Source organism: Rhodoglobus sp. G.S.23, from assembly GCF_056675935.1.
This window is the reverse complement of sequence record NZ_CM155237.1, coordinates 1,236,895-1,251,869: the sequence shown is the minus strand read 5'-3', so window position 1 is coordinate 1,251,869 and position 14,975 is coordinate 1,236,895. Positions and strand designations below refer to the sequence as shown.

The following is a 14,975-nucleotide window of genomic DNA, read 5'->3' as shown; positions in this document are numbered from 1 at the left end:
TCAATGTTGTGGGCCTGATATTTACGAATCAATGCTGTAGCCTTTAGTTATGTTTGTCATTACAGCAGATCAACGAAACAGCAGACGCAGCGCGGATGCCGTAGCCGAAGCACTGCAATTGCTCAATGCTGAGCGGCAGAACGACCTCGCCCTCACCGCCGAACGCACCGCAGGTGACGAAGTGCAAATGTTGCTGAACTCCGCACAAGCAGCTCTCGAGATCGCCCTCGAACTCACGCGAACCGGCCAATGGAGCGTCGGCATCGGAATCGGCGCCGTGCCAACGCCCTTCGGCGCCACCGTTCGCGCAACAAGCGGCCCCGCCTTTATCGCCGCGCGCACCGCAATAGACCGAGCCAAGAAAAGTCCCGCAAAGTGCGCCGTCGAATCAGATCCAACCAGCGAACTCGCCCGCGACATCGACCCGCTGCTCGAACTCCTCATCCTGATGAGAAACCGGCGTACCGACAACGGGTGGGAACTGTACGACCTGCTCAACACCGGAATCACTCAAGCTGATGCCGCCGAACGACTCGGAATCTCACCGCAATCAGCAAGTCAACGAGCCCTCGTTGCCGGACTGCGCACAGAGGAAGACGCCGTGAGCGCACTTGCTAACCTTCTCGACAGAGCCCACGACGCACTGACAATAGACAAAGCATTCAACGCAGAGGAAGGCACTTCATGATCGGCTGGTGGATAACCGTACTGATTCTCACGATCGGCGCAATCGGCGCAGCCATGATCGCGACGCGCACCGAAAAGTATTGGCTAGCAACATCCGCCTTCGTGCCGGTCGCGCTAGCCCTCATCCTTGGCTCAACCCAGAACCCACTTCCCAGCGACCTTTCGGGCCTCGTCATACTCATGAGTGTTGCCATGATTGCGCTGGCTACCGTCGCCGGAAGCCCCCTCGTGGCCTACGTACTCTCGCTCGCATCGTACCCGGCAACCCGCGGCATCCACGGGGGAATTCTGGTCAGTGATGCTGACTCTCCCCTGCCCCAGCGGGAGATTCTGCGTGGCGGCACAACCATCGGCTACCTCGAACGCTTCGCCTTCATCGGGTCGATTATGGTCGGGCAACCCGGTGCAATCGCGGTCATCATCGCGATCAAAGGTCTTGGTCGATTCTCCGAACTGGAAAACGCGGCCGCCCGTGAACGATTCATCATCGGCACGCTCGTGAGTCTCGTCTGGGCCGGCCTCTGCACCGCAGCGCTACTGCTCGGGCGCTAACCGCTCCACCTCGGGCGGTCGCGGCTTCTCAACCCACGTGACGAGCACCACCGACACGATCATCAGCAGCAACCACGATCCGAGCTTGGCAATAGACACCAGTTCCCAACCCTGCGACTGATTGGGATAGACCCAGGCGTTTGACCACGTCGCCACGTTCTCTGCGATCCAAATGAAAATCGCGACAAGCACGAACGCGACAAGCACGGGCATCCGGAAACGTGCCCGCGATACACGCACGTGCATCACCGTGCGCCAATAGACCACCGCGATTGCCACAAACAGGAACCAGCGTGCGTCGAGGATGAAATGGTGGCTGAAGAAGTTGATATAGATGAGAAGCGCCAGAATCGCCGTAATCCAACGACGCGGATACCGATCAAAACGCAACTCAAAGAGGCGGAAAACCCGCACCATATACGAACCAACCGCCGCATACATGAAGCCGCTATACAGCGGAACCCCCAAAACGTGCAGGATGCCGTCGCCCTCATACGTCCACGAGCCGGCATCCGTCTTGAAAATTTCCATCACCGTACCCACGATGTGGAACAGGATGATCACCCGAAGTTCCCGCAGAGTCTCGAGCTTGAACACCACCATGAGAACTTGAATCGTCAGCGCTGCCAGCACCAAAAAATCGTTGCGCGCCAGGGTCGCCGACTCGGGGTACCAGAGCCGTGTGAGTACGAGCACCGCCAGCAACGCGCCCCCAAAGACGCACGCCCATGCTTGTTTGAGCACGAAGACCGTGAACTCAATTACCCAGGTTAGAGCACGGCTTGGTCGACGGTGAGATTGTTGATCGAGCGTGCGATGAGCCCACTCATCAATTCGCTGCTCAAGTGAAGTAAAGCGGGCCATCAGGTGGGATTGCGCTTCGCTGCTGACCGATACGGTGACACGCTCGGCTCCCCCGGAATCCAGAAACGCCACGGATAATCATCAGAACCACCGTCACCGGCAACTCCAGTGCGTGGCCCCGCTTCGAACGGTGCTGCCGAGGAAGGGAGCTCTAAGCGCACGCGACCCGACTCAAGGTCAGTACCGGCGTCATCCAACCCAATCCCGAGCGCAACAACGAGGCGTGCTGGGCCCTGCGCGAGATCGGTACGCTTTCGAGAACGTGCTCGTCGTTCTGTGGCAACGTCAACACCCGCGATGACTTCTCCCGCACGCAGCAGTACCGCGGATGCAGTGCCCTCCGGCATACACACCACGTTCGCGCACGTATGCATGCCGTAGGTGAAGTAGGTGTACAAGTGGCCTGGCGGTCCGTACATCACGGCATTGCGTTTTCCCGGGCCCCGAAACGCATGGGACCCCGGATCACGCTCCCCCATATAGGCCTCGACTTCGGTGAGCCGAACAGCAACATCACCAACCCGCACGACAGCACCCAGCAACAACGGTGCAACCTCAGTCGCCGGCCTGCTGAGCAGTTCGAACACGTCTAGCGAAGGACCTGAGGATCAAGCGATGCCGCAAGCACGCGAACTCGCTCAGTGAGCTCGGCGCGCTGCTCTGCAACACGAACAGGGGCTGTGCCACCGATGCCGGCGCGACTCGACACAGAACCTTCTACCGTGAGCACGGCGCGCACATCACCCGTGAGGTGGGGGGAAATGGCTGCATAGTCCTCATCTGATGGCTCGTGAAGTTCAAGCGAGTTGTCTTCGCAGAACCGCACCAAAGAACCACTGATCTCGTGGGCTTCACGGAACGGAACGTGCTGACGCACGAGCCAATCCGCAACATCCGTCGCCAAAGAAAAACCCTGCGGCGCAAGTTCGGCCATGCGGGCAGTATTGAAACGCAGCGTGGCGATCATTCCCGTGAAGGCTGGCAGCAGAACCTCGAGAGTCTCAACTGAATCAAAAACCGGCTCTTTGTCTTCTTGCAGGTCGCGATTGTAAGCCAACGGAAGTGCCTTAAGCGTGGCGAGGAGACCCGTCAAGTTGCCAATGAGGCGTCCAGCCTTGCCGCGAGCAAGCTCCGCAATGTCTGGATTCTTTTTCTGCGGCATGATCGACGAACCAGTGGAATAAGCATCATCGAGTTGCACAAAATCGAACTCACGCGTGTTCCAGAGAATTATCTCTTCGCTCAGTCGCGAGATGTCGATGCCGAGCTGAGCCGTGATGAACGCAAATTCAGCCACAACGTCCCGGCTCGCAGTCGCATCGATCGAGTTTTCGGTCGGGCGAGCAAGCCCAAGCTCACGAGCAACCAGAGCCGGATCGAGTCCGAGGGTGCTGCCGGCAAGCGCACCAGAGCCATACGGTGATGTGGATGCTCGGACCTTCCAATCACGCAAACGCTCGAGCGTGCGCACGAGCGGCCAGGCGTGGGCCAGCAAGTGATGCGCGAGCAGTACAGGCTGCGCATGTTGGAGGTGGGTGCGCCCCGGCATGACCGCTGACTCGTGCTTCTCTGCCTGAGCAACCAGCGCATCGATCAGGTCGACAACCATTTTCGCAATCGCACCAGCGTGATCGAGCAAATAGAGGCGCACGAGGGTAGCGATTTGATCGTTGCGGCTGCGTCCGGCGCGGAGTTTACCTCCGACGTCAGCCCCAGCGCGCTCAATCAGTCCACGCTCCAGAGCAGCGTGAACATCTTCCTCAGATTCGAGAGAAGTAAAGCTTCCATCGGCGACAGCTTCGCTCAACGACTGCAGAGCATCCACCATCGTTTCGAGTTCGACGTCGTTGAGATACCCGGCGGCCGCGAGCGCCTGTGCGTGCGCTCGCGAACCGGCGAGGTCGTACTGCGCAAGCTGCCAATCGAAGTGAGTCGATTTGCTCAACCGGGCAAGCTCCGGCGATGGACCGCTTGCGAAGCGGGCTCCCCAGAGTTGTCCTTCACCAGTTTCAGCAGATTGCGCCATGATTAGCCCTGCTTTGCGTCGCGGCGAGCCGAGATCTTGCTTGGCAGCGACCAGAGGTCGATGAAGCCCTTCGCCAGTGACTGGTCGAAGGTATCCCCGGTGTCGTAGGTGGCAAGGCTGAAATCGTAGAGGCTCTGCTCCGACTTGCGACCGGTCGGCACTGCACGACCGCCGTGAAGGGTCATACGGATTTCTCCGCTGACGTAGCGCTGCGTGTCTTCAACGAACGCGTCGAGTGAACGCTTGAGCCCTGAGTACCAGAGTCCGTCGTAAACCAGGTTGGACCATTCGGTTTCAACGCCGCGCTTGTAGCGACCGAGGTCGCGCTCAAGGGTGAGTGACTCAAGCTCTTCGTGGGCGGCAATGAGCGCAATCGCGCCGGGAGCTTCGTAAACTTCACGACTCTTGATACCGATAAGACGGTCCTCAATCATGTCAATGCGGCCAACGCCGTGCTTGCCCGCAATTGCGTTCATGTGCTCAACGATGGCGAGCGCCGACATCGAAACGCCGTCGATGGCAACGGGGATACCGGCTTCGAAGGTGATGGTCACTTCGTCAGCCGGAAGGCCAGCTTCGGGGTTTGAGGTGTACTCGTAAAGGTCTTCGATGGGGGCGTTCCACGGGTCTTCGAGGAAGCCAGTCTCGACCGCACGGCCCCAGACGTTCTTGTCGATCGAGTACGGGCTCGCCGCAGACTGACGGATCGGAAGGTTGTGCTCTTCCGCATAGATGATCGCCTTGTCACGAGTAAGAGCAAGGTCCCGCACGGGCGCGATGCTCGTGAGGTCGGGAGCGAGAGCAGCAACGGCGGCTTCAAAGCGCACCTGGTCGTTTCCCTTGCCAGTGCAACCATGAGCAACACTGTCGGCGCCAAGAGCCTGAGCGGTCAGCGAGAGGTGGCGAGAGATCAGCGGACGGCTGAGAGCTGAAACGAGAGGGTAACGCTTCTGGTAGAGCGCGTTGGTCTTGAGAGCTGGCATGAGGAAGTCATCAGCGAACTCATCCTTCGCGTCAACAACAATCGACTCAACAGCACCACAATCGAGAGCACGCTGACGGATGTCGTCCATGTTTTCGCCACCCTGGCCGACGTCAATCGCCAAAGCGACAACCTCTTTGCCTGTGGCGTCCTTGAGCCAACCGATACCTACGGAGGTGTCGAGTCCGCCTGAGTAGGCGAGTACAACGCGTTCTGACATGTGATTTTCTCCTTGAAGTCGTGATTCAGTTTAGGGAACTACACCGGCGGCCTAACACCGCCGAAAACTAGGCGGCCTGTTCGAGCAACCACACCATGAGCGCCTTCTGGGCGTGGAGGCGGTTCTCCGCCTCATCCCAGATGACACTCTGCGGACCATCGATAACGTCGGCCTCAACCTCGTACCCGCGATCGGCAGGCAAGCAGTGCAAGAAGATTGCGTCAGGCTTTGCGAGTGCCATCAGCGCGGCATCCACCTTGTACAGGCTGAGCGCTGCTACCCGCTCAGCTTTCTCTTCTTCTTTGCCCATCGAAACCCACGTGTCAGTAACGACAACATCCGCTCCGCTCACGGCTTCAGTAGCATCCGTGAGAATGGCAATCGAACCACCCGTGGATGCTGCAATCTTCTCTGCATCAGCCACGACATCCGCCAACGGCAGATAGGTTTCGGGGCACGCAATGCGCACATGCATTCCTGCTGTGGCACCTGCCAACAAATAGGAGTGCACCATGTTGTCTGCACCATCACCGAGGAAAGCAACAGTGAGCCCCTTGAGCTCACCCTTGTGTTCACGGATGGTCAACAGATCGGCAAGCAGTTGGCACGGGTGGAACTCGTCGCTCAGAGCATTGATTACGGGAACCTGGGTTCCGTGCGCCATCTCGATAAGACCCTCTTGGCCATACGTGCGCCAGACAATGGCCGCCACCTGACGCTCCAGCACTCGAGCGGTGTCTGAGGCAGTCTCTTTGCCGCCCAACTGGCTGTTCGCTGTCGAGATGATCAGCGGAGTACCGCCCAAGTCAGCGATACCCACCGCAAACGACACGCGAGTGCGAGTCGATGACTTGTCGAAAATCACGGCAACGGTCTGAGGGCCCGCAAGAGGCTTGCGGCCCCAACGGTCACTCTTGATCTGCTCGGCAAGATCCAAAATCTCACTCTGCTCAGCGGGGCTGAGGTCATCATCGCGAAGAAAGTGCCTGGTCATGATGCCTCCGTAAGGGCTGGGCTGGCGACAGCGGCGAGCACTGCGCTAAAGGTGTCAATAAACTCGGCGATCTCGTCGTCACCGATGATGAGGGGTGGAGCAAGTCGAATCGTTGACTCGTTAGGTGCATTCACGATGAGTCCATGCTCAAGCGCCAATTCCACAATGCGGGCCGCTACCGGTTCAGTCAAACCGATACCGATCAGAAGTCCGCGACCACGCAAGTCGTTGATGAGCGGAGAATCAATGCGAGCGAGAGCACTTCGAATCTCCGCCCCGCGTGTGGCGGAATTCGCCACCAAGTCATCCGTTTCGATCTGCGTCAAAACGGCGTTGGAGACTGCGCAGACAAGCGGATTTCCGCCGAACGTTGTTCCGTGCTGACCCGGCTGCAAGAGAGCGGATGCCGCACCAAACGTCACGAGTGCACCGATCGGCACTCCCCCGCCAATGCCCTTCGCAAGGGTGATGGCGTCGGGAACAATGCCGCTCTCTTGGAAGCCAAACCAGTTTCCCGTGCGTCCGGCCCCGGTCTGAATTTCGTCGACGATGAGCAGCACGCCGTGCTGAGTTGTCAATTCCCGAGCCACCTCGAGGTAACCAGCGGGAAGTTCACGCACCCCCGCTTCACCCTTAATGGGCTCTACGAAGAGTGCTGCGACATCCGGACCAATCGCTGCAGTGAGCGCCTCAATCGTGGAATCGATGTGCTCAACGTTAGGCAAGAGAGGCTCGAACGGTTCGCGAAGCGCAGCCTTGCCGGTAATTGACAGTGCGCCAATGGAACGACCGTGAAAAGAATCCTGCAGGGAAAGAATGCGGGGGCGACCGGTGCGACGAGCAAGCTTGATTGCTGCCTCGTTAGCTTCTGTTCCCGAGTTCGCGAAGAAGACTCGCCCCTCGTCGCCAGCACCGGAAATGCGCAACAGGCGTTCGGCAAGAGCAAGCTGCGGTTCAGTGGCGAAGAAGTTCGACACGTGCAAGAGATTTGCTTGGCTGGTCAACGCACCGACAACGGCGGGGTGATTGTGGCCAAGGGAGTTAACCGCAATGCCCGCCAAAAAGTCGAGGTAGCGTTTGCCATCTGAGTCGAATACCGCGCAGCCGTCACCGCGCACCAACTCCACCTTGGGCAGACCAAAGGTGTTCATGATGCGGTGGGCATAGTCGTCTTGCCAGGTCATGCGGGTACCACCTCGGTGCCAATTCCATCTTGAGTAAATACTTCGAGCAGAATCGAGTGCGGCGCACGGCCGTCGATAATCGCTGCCTTAGGAACCCCAGCATCTACCGCTGCCAGACAGGCGGTCATCTTAGGGATCATGCCCGATTCCAAGCTCGGTAGAAGTTCACGCAGCTCGTCGGTGTTGATGATCGAGACGAGAGACTCGCGGTTAGGCCAGTCACTGTACAGACCAGACACGTCCGTGAGAATAACGAGCTTCGCCGCATCAAGAGCGATAGCCAGTGCCGCAGCAGCAGAGTCCGCATTGACGTTGAGCAAGCCTGAACCATCGTCTTCTATTTCGCCACTATCTTGGGCGAGAGTCGACACGACGGGAATGCGATCGGCGGCCAACACATGAAGCACGCGCTGAGGATCAACCTCAGTCACATTGCCCACCAGACCGAGATCGATACGCTCGCCCGCAATCTCCTTGATCATGCGTTCACCGATGAACAGCGAATGCTCGTGACCCGCAATACCGTTTGCCAGGTCGCCGTGCTCGTTAATGAGATCAACGAGCTCAGCACCAACCTGATCGGTGAGCACATCGCGCACCACATCGATCGACTCTTCCGTCGTCACGCGGTAACCAGCACGGAACTCCGACTCGATCCCGCGAATCTTCAGTTCCTTCGTGATCTGAGGCCCGCCACCGTGAACAATCACCGGGCGAACGCCAGCGAGACGCAAATAAACCATGTCCTGAACGAATGCGCGCTTCAACTCATCGTTGATCATCGCGTTGCCGCCGAATTTCACCACAATGATGCGGTTACGAAACCTCTTCAACCACGGAAGCGCCTCAATGAGCACTCCCGCCTTCGTCATTGCCTGCTCGTGAGCTGGGCCGTGGGTATACGCCGGCATCAGCTTGAGTACGCGCTGTTCTCATGCACGTAATCGTGCGTGAGGTCATTGGTCAAAATGGTTGCTTCAGCATCGCCAGTGGCAAGATCGATCAACACGTGAACGGTGCGCCCCGTGAGATCCACCTCATCGCGCGAACGGTCGGGAGCTCCTGCGTGACACACCCGCACACCATTCATCGAAACATCGACCGCATACGGGTCGAAGGCGGCATCCGTGGTTCCGATTGCGGCCAGCACTCGACCCCAGTTGGGATCGTTGCCAAAGATTGCTGCCTTGAAAAGATTGTTGCGAGCAACCGAACGCCCGACCACAACGGCCTCGTCTTCACTGAGCGCACCGATAACCTCAATGCGGATCTCATGGCTTGAGCCCTCAGCATCGGCTTGAAGCTGTTCGGCAAGATCATTGCACACCTGAGTGAGGAGCGACGAAAATTCGTCACTATCGGGAGTGACCCCTGATGCCCCAGATGCCATCACGCTGACCTGATCGTTCGTCGACATGCAGCCATCAGAATCGAGACGGTCGAAGCTCACCCTGGTTGCTTCGCGCAGTGCGCGGTCAAGCTCGGCAGAGGCGACAGCGGCGTCGGTGGTGATGACCACGAGCATTGTCGCGAGTCCTGGAGCGAGCATCCCCGCGCCCTTTGCCATGCCACCGATCGTGTACCCGGTGCCCGAGACGACGGTGGTCTTGGGTTTGCTGTCTGTCGTCATGATGGCGCGAGACGCATCAGCCCCACCATCGGTGCTCAGCGCGGCAGCGGCTGCGCTCATGCCCGCTAAAACCTTGTCTTGCGGCAAGGGCTCACCAATAAGCCCAGTCGAACAGACGAGGATATCGCCGGCCGACATGCCGAGGGCCTCAGCAACATGCTCTGCCGTGGCGTGCGTTACTTGGAATCCCTGAGGCCCAGTGAAGCAGTTCGCCCCACCCGAGTTGAGAGCAATTGCCGAAACAATGCCATCGTCGATGACCTGCTTGGACCAAATAATCGGATGCGCTTGGGCACGATTGCTCGTGAACACTGCGGCGGCATCAAAGCGTGGGCCGCGATTCACCACGAGGGCAACGTCAAGACCACCACTTGCTTTGAGCCCGGCTTCAATTCCGGAAGCCTCGAATCCTGCGGCTGATGTGACACTCATGGTGCTACTCCGTCCAGCGCAAGGCCGAGGGTTTCGTCGAGCCCCAACGCTATGTTTGTCGATTGAATGGCGGCCCCTGCTGTGCCCTTAACAAGATTGTCGATCGCGCTAATAACAACGACTCGGCGGGTTACTTCGTCAATAGCGAGCCCAATGAGTGCGGTGTTTGCGCCGAGAGTGTCTGCGGTTCTGGGGAATGCACCCTCGGGTAATACGTGGATGAACGGTTCGTCGGCGTAGGCGGTTTCCCACGCTTCGCGCACCTGCGCTGCTGTGACACCGTCGGCAAGTTTCGCCGTTGACGTAGCCAGAATGCCGCGGGACATCGGTACCAACATTGGCGTGAACGAAACACTCACTGTCGCTGCGCCGGCAACCTTCAAATTCTGAACAATTTCCGGTGTGTGGCGGTGGGTGCCGCCAACGGCATATGCGGATGCAGAACCCAACATTTCGCTGGCGAGGAGATTCACCTTGAGACTTTTGCCTGCTCCTGAGGGCCCCACCGCAAGCACGGCAACAATGTCTTCCGCTTCAATAAGCGAGGAACGGATGCCGGGAGCAAGTGCCAAGGAAATCGCTGTGACGTTGCAGCCGGGTACGGCAATACGTTTTGACCCCGTGAGGACTTGGCGTTGCGTTCCGCCTGAGGCATGGAGGAGTTCGGGCATGCCGTAGTCCCAGGCGCCGAAGTAGTCTCCGCCATAGAAGGCTGCCCAGTCATCTTCCGAAGTAAGACGGTGGTCAGCACCGCAGTCCACGACCAGAGTGTCTTCTCCAAGCTCGGCTGTCAGGGCTCCCGATTTGCCGTGCGGAAGTGCGAAGAACACGACGTCGTGACCAGCCAGCACTGATGGCTCGGTTGGTTGGAGTGTGAGGTGCGCGAGCGAACGCAAGTGCGGCTGCACATCGATGAGGCGCTGACCGGCGTTACTAAACGCGGTCACCGTTGTGACATCGAGCTCGGGGTGAGTGGCAAGGAGGCGAAGAAGCTCGCCACCGGCATAACCGCTGGCACCGGCCACAGCGACCGAAATAGACATGGGATTACCTTCGAGGTGGGTTCGGAAACGAGAACACTTGCGGCGGTGATTCAGACACGACCTCGTGGGTCATGGCGAAACTCCGCCTATCGTCGCTCGTCAGCCCCGCGGAGAACCGGCGAAGACGGCACCACAAAGCGCAGCGAGAATCGCTGGCTGCAAGTGCGGAAGTCGGTCACATTTCTAGGATAGTGCCCAGACACCGACGCAGGCTAATCGATATTCTTGAATTGCTGACTTACGTCGCGCCTATCCCCTACGAAGGAGCACTCATGTCTGATCTCGATGGCCTGCTGAAACTCATTCCGATCGGTGACATTGCCAAACAATTGGGCATCAACGAGCAACTGGCCGAGAGCGCCGTCAAACAAGTCGTTCCCACGCTGCTCGGCGGTATGGCCGCCAATGCCAAGGATGACGCGGGAGCACAGTCACTCGAAAAGGCACTTGTGTCTCACGGCACCCAAGCCACGGCAACATCGGTGGAGGCGATTGACACGGCAGACGGCGCGAAGATCGTCAAGAACGTGTTCGGCGGTAAGCAGCAGGATGTTGCCTCCGCGGTCGCCAAAAACAACGCCGACGACAATGTCACCAGCGATCTGATCGGCAAGATCCTGCCGATCGTCGCCCCCATTGTTTTGGCGTGGGTCGGTTCGAAGTTCCTCGGCCAAAAGTCAGAACCTACCACCACGAGCGCCGCCAAAAACTCGCCTGCAGGCGGCATTAGCGGACTTCTCGGTGGTCTCCTCGGAGGCGCTGGCGGTCAAGACCTTGTTGGAGGTCTCATTGGTGGTCTTCTCGGTGGAGGAAAGCGCTAGCTACTCGCGCAGTTCAGCGCCAACTCGTTCAGTAGCGAGGGCAACCGCATCATTCTTCGCTGCGGTTGCTTCCGCCTGAGTCAGAGTACGATCGGTGGCCCGGAAGCGAAGCGCAAACGTCAGCGACTTGTGTGCCTCCGGGATTCCGGCACCCCGGTAGTCATCGACCAACCGCACGCTCTCCAGAAGTTCTCCTGCGCCCTCGCGAATGATTGATAGCAGTTCCCCCGCCTGAACGGATTCGGCGACGACCAGTGACACATCTTGGGTTGCGGCCGGGAACGACACGATGGGCATCGCTGAGATATCCGTCGCGGCAGCCGCAATGAGAGCACTCAAATCGAGCTCAAGGACCGCGACGACACGAGGCAAGTCGAGTTCAAGGGCTAGCGCGGGCAATATCTCGCCAGCGTAACCAACGAGTTGGCCACCAACGCGCAATTCGGCGGTGCGACCGGGGTGAAGGGCTTGGTGACTTCCCGTGACGACCTCAATTTGCACCAGCATCGTCGCAGCCAGGTGCTGCACCGTTGCCAGAGCATCAGCGAAACTCCGAGTAACAGCTTGCTGACCGGGCTGGCGCGTAACCGCGTCTCCCACAAACAGGGCGCCAACGTGCCAGGGTTGCTCAGGAACACTCGAGTGCAGTTCGCTCAAAGCGACCTCGGTCGGCAACTCATCACCGACGGGGAGATCACCGCTGCCGTAGGCACGACCGGCCTCGGGCAGGAAGACGGTTCCCACTTCGAAGAGGGCAAGGTCGGTCAGACCGCGGGACACATTGCGATGAGCAATTGCCGCGAGGCCTGGCAGGAGCGAACGACGCAGGGATGCAGCATCGGGGTCCAAAGCGTTCGCAAGCGTGATCGCGGCCACTCCCCCTGCTTGCGACGAGCCAAAGAGGTCATTTGAGGCTTGCGAGATGAACGGGTATGCGAGCACTTCGGTCAGACCCGAAGAAGCCAAGCTGTTCGATACGGTGCGACGCAGACGCTGCGCCCGCGTCAAACCACGGCCCGGAGGGGCAACCGGAAGCACAGAAGGGATCCGGTCGTAACCCACGATGCGGGCGACTTCTTCGGCAAGCGTGGTCTTGTCATCGAGGTCGGGGCGCCAACTGGGCGGAGTCACACTCCAGCCGGTCTCCGTCACAGCAATGGTCGCTCCGATTGCAATGAGCGAATCGGTGATCTCATCAGACGAATATCGCACACCGATCAGACCCTCAATGTAGGTCGCAGGCAGGTCGATGGCCAGAGGACTATGGGCTGCGGCGATATCGCTTCCGAGCGAGTCCACGGTTCCGCCGCCCAACTTAACGAGCAGTCCGACCACGCGGGCAGCGGCAGCCGGCGCCACGAGGGGGTCAACACCGCGCTCGAAACGACGCGATGCCTCGCTTCCCAGCTTGTGACGACGTGCGGTGCGTGCAACAGAAATCGGATCGAAGTTTGCCGCTTCGATCAGAACGTTGGTGGACGAATCCGTAATTTCGGTGCTCGCTCCCCCCATCACGCCGGCAAGACCAATGGGGCCAGAGTCATCCGTGATCAGCAGATCTTCGACATTCAACGTGCGCACTTTGGCATCGAGCGTGGTGAGGGTCTCCCCTGCCGCCGCACGACGCACTGTCAGGCCGCCGGCCACACGATCGAGATCGTAGGCGTGAATGGGTTGCCCGAGTTCGAGCATTACGTAATTCGTAATGTCGACCGTCAGCGAGATTGAGCGGATGCCGGCAAGCGTCAACCGGGTGATCATCCATGACGGTGTTGGCTTGGTGACATCCACGTTCCGGACGACACGCGTGGTGAATGCTCGCACGCCAGCACGACCACGAATGGGCGCATCATCGTTGATCGTGACGGAGAATCCGCTCGCCTCAGTCACGGTTGGGGCATCCGCTGGGTCAGTGAATGTTGCTCCGGTCGAGAGCGCGAATTCGCGAGCGACTCCCCGGATAGACATCGCGTAACCACGGTCGGGCGTGACATTGATCTCGACGGCGAAGTCGTCAAGGCCGAGTAGCTCGATTGCGCTCGTGCCGACCTCGGGGTCGAGTCCGAGCGTAGAGAGAACCAGGATGCCGTCGTGTTCGTCTCCGAGACCAAGCTCGCGAGTCGACGCGATCATGCCGTCGGAGACGTGACCATACGTTTTGCGTGCAGCAATGGGAAACGGGCCGGGCAGAACGGAGCCTGGCAGTGTAACAACGACTTTGTCTCCGACAATGAAGTTGTGGGCTCCACAAACGATGCCTCGGGGCTCGGGTTCGCCGACATCCACTTGGCACCAGTTGATGGTTTTTCCATTGGTTTGAGGCTCGCCAACGAATTCGAGAACTTGGCCGACAACTACCGGCCCGGAGATTTCGAATCCGTGTACGTCTTCTTCTTCGAAACCGACCTTGACGAGGGCAGCGTGTACCTGTTCGTGTGTGATGTCTGCGGGGATCTCAACGAATTCCCGCAACCAGCTCATGGGAATTTTCATTAGACCACCATTCCGAACTGCTGGGAGAAGCGAATATCGCCCTCGACCATGTCTCGCATGTCATTCATTTCGTTGCGGAACTGGAGCGTGCGCTCAATGCCCATTCCAAAGGCGAAACCCTGATATTCCTCGGGGTCGATGCCTGCTGCACGCAGCACGTTGGGGTTGACCATTCCGCAGCCACCCCACTCGACCCAGCGCGCACCGCCCTTGGCGTTGGGCTGCCAGACGTCCATTTCGGCGCTGGGCTCGGTGAAGGGAAAGTAGTTGGGGCGCAGACGAATCTGGGCACCCTCGCCGAACATTGCACGAGCGAGGTGCTCAAGGGTTCCTCGCAAGTGCGCCATCGTGAGGCCTTTGTCGATCGCGATTCCCTCAAGCTGGTGGAAGACCGGCGTGTGGGTCGCGTCGAGTTCGTCGGTGCGGAAAACTCGGCCGGGCGCGACGACGTACACCGGAAGCGGGCGTTCGAGCAGCGAACGAATCTGAACCGGGCTGGTGTGGGTGCGCAACAGCAAGTGCGAGTCAACGGGGTCGATGAAGAAGGTGTCTTGCATCGCCCGCGCGGGGTGATCTTCGTCGAAGTTGAGGGCGTCGAAGTTGAACCACTCGTTTTCGAGTTCTGGGCCTTCGGCGACTTCCCATCCCATGCCGACGAACAGGTCGCTCATGTGTTCCATAAGCAGGCTGAGCGGATGACGCGCACCCTTCACGTAGCGGGTGGCGACGGCCGTAACATCCACAGCTTCCGCCGCAAGCTTTGCCTCTTCTTCGGCAACGGCCAATTCGGCCTCGCGCGCACTAAACGCACCGCTGACGCGACCTCGCGCGCCACCGATGAGTTTGCCGCTGGCGGCTCGGTCGGCGGGCGCCACGTTTTTCATTTGGGCGTTGAGGGCAGCCAGTGGCGAGCTCTCGCCTAGGTGGGCGTTTCGTACCGTTTTGAGGTCGGCCATTGTCGCGGCGGAATCGATGGCAGCAAGAGCTGCTTCGACCGCTGCGGTTACCGCTGGTTCTGTGATCGGGGTGGGTTCAGACACAAGAACC

The 14,975-nt window shown here is 59.3% G+C and carries 14 protein-coding genes; 3 read left to right on the top strand and 11 right to left on the bottom strand.

What is annotated here, in order from left to right:
• Positions 1-49: 49 nt before the first annotated feature.
• Complete coding sequence (locus AC1ENN_RS05980) at positions 50-688, top strand: DNA-binding protein (RefSeq protein ID WP_449649002.1); 639 nt, start codon at positions 50-52, stop codon at positions 686-688.
• Positions 685-1,239 carry a hypothetical protein gene (locus AC1ENN_RS05975; RefSeq protein ID WP_480392042.1) on the top strand — a complete coding sequence of 185 codons (555 nt, stop codon included), beginning with the start codon at positions 685-687 and terminating at the stop codon, positions 1,237-1,239. The genes AC1ENN_RS05980 and AC1ENN_RS05975 overlap by 4 nt, the downstream gene beginning before the upstream one ends.
• On the opposite strand, the gene AC1ENN_RS05970 is transcribed toward AC1ENN_RS05975, so the two are convergent.
• The 9 genes from AC1ENN_RS05970 to argC all read right to left on the bottom strand — a co-directional run bounded on the left by AC1ENN_RS05970 (position 1,222) and on the right by argC (position 10,614).
• Positions 1,222-2,103 carry a DUF817 domain-containing protein gene (locus tag AC1ENN_RS05970; protein WP_480406933.1) on the bottom strand — a complete coding sequence of 294 codons (882 nt, stop codon included), beginning with the start codon at positions 2,101-2,103 and terminating at the stop codon, positions 1,222-1,224. The two genes, AC1ENN_RS05975 and AC1ENN_RS05970, sit on opposite strands and share 18 nt — an antisense overlap.
• Positions 2,103-2,690 (bottom strand): DNA-3-methyladenine glycosylase, encoded by a 588-nt coding sequence (locus AC1ENN_RS05965; protein WP_480406852.1) that lies wholly within the window; start codon positions 2,688-2,690, stop codon positions 2,103-2,105. The genes AC1ENN_RS05970 and AC1ENN_RS05965 overlap by 1 nt, the downstream gene beginning before the upstream one ends.
• Positions 2,691-2,692: 2 nt before the next feature.
• On the bottom strand, positions 2,693-4,129 hold the full coding sequence (gene argH / locus AC1ENN_RS05960; RefSeq protein WP_480406851.1) for an argininosuccinate lyase: 1,437 nt from the start codon (positions 4,127-4,129) through the stop codon (positions 2,693-2,695).
• A 2-nt stretch (positions 4,130-4,131) separates the two neighbouring features.
• Positions 4,132-5,331, bottom strand: coding sequence for an argininosuccinate synthase (locus tag AC1ENN_RS05955; RefSeq protein WP_480406850.1), 1,200 nt, complete (start codon positions 5,329-5,331; stop codon positions 4,132-4,134).
• A 67-nt stretch (positions 5,332-5,398) separates the two neighbouring features.
• On the bottom strand, positions 5,399-6,325 hold the full coding sequence (gene argF / locus AC1ENN_RS05950; RefSeq protein WP_449648996.1) for an ornithine carbamoyltransferase: 927 nt from the start codon (positions 6,323-6,325) through the stop codon (positions 5,399-5,401).
• Positions 6,322-7,509 (bottom strand): acetylornithine transaminase, encoded by a 1,188-nt coding sequence (locus AC1ENN_RS05945; protein WP_449648995.1) that lies wholly within the window; start codon positions 7,507-7,509, stop codon positions 6,322-6,324. Before AC1ENN_RS05945 ends, argF begins: the two co-directional genes overlap by 4 nt.
• Complete coding sequence (gene argB, locus AC1ENN_RS05940; RefSeq protein ID WP_449648994.1) at positions 7,506-8,420, bottom strand: acetylglutamate kinase; 915 nt, start codon at positions 8,418-8,420, stop codon at positions 7,506-7,508. The genes AC1ENN_RS05945 and argB overlap by 4 nt, the downstream gene beginning before the upstream one ends.
• Positions 8,420-9,571 (bottom strand): bifunctional glutamate N-acetyltransferase/amino-acid acetyltransferase ArgJ, encoded by a 1,152-nt coding sequence (gene argJ / locus AC1ENN_RS05935; RefSeq protein ID WP_449648993.1) that lies wholly within the window; start codon positions 9,569-9,571, stop codon positions 8,420-8,422. The genes argB and argJ overlap by 1 nt, the downstream gene beginning before the upstream one ends.
• Positions 9,568-10,614, bottom strand: coding sequence for an N-acetyl-gamma-glutamyl-phosphate reductase (gene argC / locus AC1ENN_RS05930; protein WP_449648992.1), 1,047 nt, complete (start codon positions 10,612-10,614; stop codon positions 9,568-9,570). Before argC ends, argJ begins: the two co-directional genes overlap by 4 nt.
• Before the next feature lie 272 nt (positions 10,615-10,886).
• Between argC and AC1ENN_RS05925 the strand changes: the two genes are divergently transcribed.
• Positions 10,887-11,435, top strand: coding sequence for a DUF937 domain-containing protein (locus AC1ENN_RS05925; RefSeq protein ID WP_449648991.1), 549 nt, complete (start codon positions 10,887-10,889; stop codon positions 11,433-11,435).
• Here AC1ENN_RS05925 and pheT read toward each other — a convergent pair whose 3' ends face one another.
• On the bottom strand, positions 11,436-13,928 hold the full coding sequence (gene pheT / locus AC1ENN_RS05920) for a phenylalanine--tRNA ligase subunit beta (protein ID WP_480406849.1): 2,493 nt from the start codon (positions 13,926-13,928) through the stop codon (positions 11,436-11,438).
• Positions 13,928-14,968 (bottom strand): phenylalanine--tRNA ligase subunit alpha, encoded by a 1,041-nt coding sequence (pheS, locus tag AC1ENN_RS05915; RefSeq protein ID WP_480392037.1) that lies wholly within the window; start codon positions 14,966-14,968, stop codon positions 13,928-13,930. Before pheS ends, pheT begins: the two co-directional genes overlap by 1 nt.
• Positions 14,969-14,975: the final 7 nt, after the last annotated feature.

Coding starts and splice junctions, on each gene's coding strand:
- AC1ENN_RS05925 (WP_449648991.1), top strand. CDS start 10,887: ATGTCTGATCTCGATGGCCTGCTGAAACTCATTCCGATCGGTGACATT.
- AC1ENN_RS05970 (WP_480406933.1), bottom strand. CDS start 2,103: ATGGCCCGCTTTACTTCACTTGAGCAGCGAATTGATGAGTGGGCTCAT.
- pheT (WP_480406849.1), bottom strand. CDS start 13,928: ATGAAAATTCCCATGAGCTGGTTGCGGGAATTCGTTGAGATCCCCGCA.
- AC1ENN_RS05955 (WP_480406850.1), bottom strand. CDS start 5,331: ATGTCAGAACGCGTTGTACTCGCCTACTCAGGCGGACTCGACACCTCC.
- argB (WP_449648994.1), bottom strand. CDS start 8,420: ATGCCGGCGTATACCCACGGCCCAGCTCACGAGCAGGCAATGACGAAG.
- AC1ENN_RS05980 (WP_449649002.1), top strand. CDS start 50: ATGTTTGTCATTACAGCAGATCAACGAAACAGCAGACGCAGCGCGGAT.
- AC1ENN_RS05945 (WP_449648995.1), bottom strand. CDS start 7,509: ATGACCTGGCAAGACGACTATGCCCACCGCATCATGAACACCTTTGGT.
- argF (WP_449648996.1), bottom strand. CDS start 6,325: ATGACCAGGCACTTTCTTCGCGATGATGACCTCAGCCCCGCTGAGCAG.
- AC1ENN_RS05975 (WP_480392042.1), top strand. CDS start 685: ATGATCGGCTGGTGGATAACCGTACTGATTCTCACGATCGGCGCAATC.
- argC (WP_449648992.1), bottom strand. CDS start 10,614: ATGTCTATTTCGGTCGCTGTGGCCGGTGCCAGCGGTTATGCCGGTGGC.
- argJ (WP_449648993.1), bottom strand. CDS start 9,571: ATGAGTGTCACATCAGCCGCAGGATTCGAGGCTTCCGGAATTGAAGCC.
- argH (WP_480406851.1), bottom strand. CDS start 4,129: ATGGCGCAATCTGCTGAAACTGGTGAAGGACAACTCTGGGGAGCCCGC.